Raw genomic sequence first — 3,850 nt, 5'->3', positions numbered from 1 at the left:
GTATAGGATTGTTCGGAGCGATAGGTCTTTTGAAATAATACTGATATAAGTAAGATTTACAGAGAGGTTGATAAATATGGCATTTAATCCGGGAATGATGTTTAAGATCAAAGGAGCCTGGGAGCGGTTCGTCCAGAATCATCCAAAGTTCCCTATGTTCCTCAGGGCAGCCGCTGCCACAGGAATAAAGGAAGGCTATATAATAGAAGTGAAGATCACAGATACAGAGGGCAAGACCATTTGTACCAATGCGAAGCTCACAGATTCCGACATGGATCTCATAGATGTCATAAAAGACATGAGTACAAACGGAAGATAGACGGACAGGATCAAATATACTAGAAATTATATAAAAGACTTCTTGACTTGCATAGGTCGATTGTGTTATTGTAGACTTTGCGATGAAAGAGGTCTTTTTTTTGTGCCTTAAAATAACAATGGAGGTAAGTGGAAATGCGCGTTAAAATAACATTGGCATGTCAGGATTGTAAACAGCGTAATTACAATATGACAAAGGATAAGAAAACGCATCCAGACAGAATGGAAACAAAGAAGTACTGTAGATTCTGCAAGGCTCATACAGTACACAAGGAGACAAAATAGTCTGAACCAGTAAGGAGGAATAGAGTTATGTCTAAATCTAGTAAAGAAGAAAAGTCAAATACTCTCAAGAGAAGCTGGTTTCAGGAATTAAAGGGAGAGTTCAGGAAGATTACATGGCTTGACAAGAGCTCCCTTGCAAGACAGTCATTTGCGGTAGTTGTTTCCTCAGTCGTACTCGGCTGTATCATAGCTATCGTAGATTGGTTGATCCAGATTGGTTTGAATTTCATAGTTGGGTAAAGGATGGTGAAGAATATGTCAGAGGCAGAGAATGCAAGATGGTATGTTGTTCATACCTACTCAGGATATGAAAACAAAGTAAAGGCTGATATTGAGAAAACAAAAGAAAACAGAAATTTACAAGACCAGATTTTAGAGGTAGTCGTTCCGGTTGAAGATGCCACAGAGATTAAGAATGGTAAGCCAAAGTCGATCGAGAGAAAGATACTTCCTGGTTACGTTCTCATCAACATGATCATGAACGATGTTACATGGTATGTTGTACGTAATACCAGAGGAGTTACAGGATTTGTCGGATCAGATCCAAGAAAGCCTGTACCACTCACTGATGAGGAGCTGAGCAATCTGTATCAGACCTCAGAGGAGGTTGTCATCGATGTTGAAGTGGGAGACTCAATAACGGTTACTTCAGGTGCCTGGGAAGGCACAGTAGCAACAATTAAGGCAATTAATACTGCAAAACAGACCGTAGCCATCGAAGTAGAAATGTTTGGTCGTGTGAATACTGTTGATATTGCGTTTGCTGATATCAAGAAGTTGTAATTATCAAGTGGATTGTACCACAGTATTTTGGAGGAATGCTAAAATGGCAAAGAAAGTAGAAGGATACATCAAATTACAGATACCTGCAGGAAAGGCAACTCCTGCACCACCTGTTGGACCAGCTCTTGGTCAGCACGGTGTAAATATCGTTGCTTTCACAAAGGAATTCAATGCAAGAACAGCTAATGAGGGTGACATGATCATTCCTGTTGTTATCACAGTATACCAGGATAAGAGCTTCAGCTTCATTACAAAGACTCCACCTGCATCACTTCTTATCAAGAAGGCATGTAACATCAAGTCAGGTTCTGCAAACTCAAAGAAGACTAAGGTTGCAACAATTTCTAAGGCTAAGGTTCAGGAGATCGCTGAACTTAAGATGAAGGATCTGAACGCTGCAAGCCTTGAGTCAGCTATGAGCATGATCGCTGGAACAGCTCGTTCAATGGGCGTTACAGTTGAAGAGTAATACAGATATTTAGTGGGAGGGTCGCTCCCGATATGACCACAGGAGGTTTATAATAATGATAAAGAGTAAGAAATATGTAGATGCAAGCAAGCTCTATGATAAGACAGCTGCTTACGAGGCAACTGAGGCAGTTGCTTTAGTTAAGAAGATGGCTTCAGCTAAGTTTGATGAGACAGTAGAGGCACACCTCAGACTCGGTGTTGATGGACGTCACGCTGATCAGCAGGTTCGTGGTGCTGTAGTTCTTCCACACGGAACAGGTAAGACTGTTAAGGTTCTCGTATTTGCTAAGGGTGCAAAGGTTGACGAGGCTCTTGCAGCAGGCGCTGATTACGCTGGTGGAGACGAGCTCGTGCCAAAGATCCAGAACGAGGGATGGTTAGACTTCGACGTTGTTGTTGCAACACCTGACATGATGGGCGTTGTAGGACGTCTTGGTCGTGTACTTGGACCAAAGGGTCTCATGCCAAACCCTAAGGCTGGAACAGTTACTATGGATGTAGCTAAGGCTATCTCAGATATCAAAGCTGGTAAGATAGAGTACAGACTTGACAAAGCCAACATTATCCATGTGCCAGTGGGAAAAGTTTCTTTCACAGAGGAACAGTTAAACGAGAATTTCCAGACTTTAATAAATGCTATTGTTAAGGCAAAGCCAGCTGCTGCTAAGGGTCAGTACCTTAAGAGCGTTGTAATTGCTTCAACAATGGGCCCTGGTGTAAAGATCAACACAACAAGCTACGTATAAAAGCCGGTTGACCTGAGCATCAGTCACACAAAAGCCCCACACCACTATGAGATATCTTCAGGATATTGCGTAGGGTGTGGGGCTTTTTATATGCAAAAACGATAATAAATACTGATTAATACAAAAATAGATTATCTAAATACATATTGACAACTATATCTAAAAGTAAGATACTGTATATAGCATAATTGGAGAGGGTAAGTATGGCAACAAAAATAAATATTAATACAAAACAGTTACATGCGGATATAAAGGCGTTGAAGGACGATATTGACGCGAGTATGCGCGAAAGACTTGTTATCCAGTGCGGATATGAAGAACTTGCGTCACAGTGGAGCGGGCCGGCCGCAAAAACTTATGATGAAGGATTTCGAAATGCTATGACCAATATGAAGGCTTTATATAGTGATCTTAAGGATAAGATAGATGGCGTTTATGACATGTGTAAATTGTTTGAGAAGTGTGAAGCTTCTGTATTGGATAGGATTCAGGAACTCTGATCGAGCAAAATTCAGGAAGGAATGGTTATGTGAAAAGCGATACAGAAATAATAGTGGTGCCATTAAGGCAAATGTTGCTATTTGAAAAACTATTTGCGCAGAACTATGCGGATATGCTTGTGCGATTTGGAAGTATTATAGAAACGTGCAACAAAATAAATGGTTATTGGGAAAGTGATGGATGGACAGAGATTTATGAAGATATGGCAGACAAATCAGATCGTATGAATGAGATCGTAGACGATATGACTAATTACTATAAGGATATTGTAAATATTACAGAAAGCTATGATGCTGTGGAAGCAATTAATGTGGATATTGGAGAATCTTTGTCGGGAGACGTAATTAACTAAAAGGAATATTGGGTTAAAAAGTAATATTAAGGGGTAAATGATGGACGGCACTGGTATAGAACTATATGTACATCTTGAGAAGCTGGAGGACGAAGTAGAACAATTTAATAACGTCAGTAAAAACTTTGGGGATTACATAGATATGTATAAAAGGCAGATGGATATTATACGATACAGCAAAATGGCAGATGAGTTATATGACATGCCAGCACTTATAAGAACTTATGATGAGTTTGTGGAAGAAGCTGATCGGTTGAACAAGTTTTCAAAAGCTTTGCAAGATATATACAAAGAGTATAAGACGTGTAATGATACATATACTCAGATGGGTATAGATCTTGGAAATCAATATGCAATTACCCCGTGGACAAAGACAAATGAAGGAAAGATAGTC

At 39.9% G+C, this 3,850-nt stretch carries 9 protein-coding genes; all 9 read left to right on the top strand.

What is annotated here, in order from left to right:
• Nucleotides 1–76 precede the first annotated feature (76 nt).
• Nucleotides 77–319 (top strand): hypothetical protein, encoded by a 243-nt coding sequence (locus CCU_RS02825; protein WP_015533481.1) that lies wholly within the window; start codon nucleotides 77–79, stop codon nucleotides 317–319.
• Between the two features lie 134 nt (nucleotides 320–453).
• Nucleotides 454–603 carry a 50S ribosomal protein L33 gene (gene rpmG, locus CCU_RS02820; RefSeq protein WP_004849439.1) on the top strand — a complete coding sequence of 50 codons (150 nt, stop codon included), beginning with the start codon at nucleotides 454–456 and terminating at the stop codon, nucleotides 601–603.
• Nucleotides 604–630: 27 nt separating this feature from the next.
• Nucleotides 631–843, top strand: coding sequence for a preprotein translocase subunit SecE (gene secE, locus CCU_RS02815; protein ID WP_015533480.1), 213 nt, complete (start codon nucleotides 631–633; stop codon nucleotides 841–843).
• Nucleotides 844–858: 15 nt separating this feature from the next.
• Entirely contained in the window at nucleotides 859–1,386 is a 528-nt protein-coding gene (gene nusG / locus CCU_RS02810; RefSeq protein WP_015533479.1) for a transcription termination/antitermination protein NusG, read from the top strand.
• Between the two features lie 43 nt (nucleotides 1,387–1,429).
• Nucleotides 1,430–1,855 (top strand): 50S ribosomal protein L11, encoded by a 426-nt coding sequence (rplK, locus tag CCU_RS02805; protein WP_015533478.1) that lies wholly within the window; start codon nucleotides 1,430–1,432, stop codon nucleotides 1,853–1,855.
• Between the two features lie 55 nt (nucleotides 1,856–1,910).
• On the top strand, nucleotides 1,911–2,603 hold the full coding sequence (gene rplA, locus CCU_RS02800; protein ID WP_015533477.1) for a 50S ribosomal protein L1: 693 nt from the start codon (nucleotides 1,911–1,913) through the stop codon (nucleotides 2,601–2,603).
• A gap of 203 nt (nucleotides 2,604–2,806) precedes the next feature.
• Nucleotides 2,807–3,103 (top strand): hypothetical protein, encoded by a 297-nt coding sequence (locus CCU_RS02795; protein ID WP_015533476.1) that lies wholly within the window; start codon nucleotides 2,807–2,809, stop codon nucleotides 3,101–3,103.
• A gap of 29 nt (nucleotides 3,104–3,132) precedes the next feature.
• A complete protein-coding gene (locus tag CCU_RS02790) occupies nucleotides 3,133–3,456 on the top strand; it encodes a hypothetical protein (protein WP_055273941.1) in 324 nt (107 codons plus the stop codon).
• A 40-nt stretch (nucleotides 3,457–3,496) separates the two neighbouring features.
• Nucleotides 3,497–3,850 (top strand): hypothetical protein (locus CCU_RS02785; RefSeq protein ID WP_208895935.1); only part of this gene is annotated, 354 nt, incomplete at its 3' end.

Source organism: Coprococcus sp. ART55/1 (assembly GCF_000210595.1).
GTDB classification, from domain to species: domain Bacteria; phylum Bacillota; class Clostridia; order Lachnospirales; family Lachnospiraceae; genus Coprococcus; species Coprococcus aceti.
The sequence above is the reverse complement of the archived record's forward strand: the minus strand, read 5'-3'. Positions and strand labels throughout refer to the sequence as shown.